Source organism: Alcanivorax sp. HI0083 (genome assembly GCF_001635175.1).
In genome coordinates this window covers 1-338 of the sequence record NZ_LWFX01000697.1, presented here as the reverse complement: position 1 = coordinate 338, position 338 = coordinate 1, and the positions used below count along the sequence as shown (strand labels likewise).

The 338-nt window shown below is 46.4% G+C and carries 1 protein-coding gene; it reads right to left on the bottom strand.

Annotated elements, in window-relative coordinates; translation table 11 throughout:
- Nucleotides 1-244 (bottom strand): MBL fold metallo-hydrolase (locus A3754_RS26015; protein WP_231880524.1); only part of this gene is annotated, 244 nt, incomplete at its 3' end.
- Nucleotides 245-338 lie beyond the last annotated feature (94 nt).

Below are 338 nucleotides of genomic sequence, written 5' to 3'. Positions count from 1 at the left end.
CTTCGCTATATCTTCCCACACGTTCGTGCACTGTTTTGAGATAAAAATCACCATGTTTCATTAACAAATTTCGTGTCTCAGAAAGCGCCATTATCGGCACATCTGAAAATGCACTATTACCAAAGATATGATCCGGGTGATGGTGGGTATTGATCACCCAGCGAATGGGCTCATCGGTATATTCTGAAATAGCCTCTCTGAACCTCCGACCGTAAGCAGCTGTTGCCCCCGTATCGATTACCACTACCCCATTCCCCGTGGCAATGAATGAGCTGTTACTTATGTCACCCCTATTTTCTTCACTAAGCTCCTCTGGCACCCCCTGGACCATCCATACA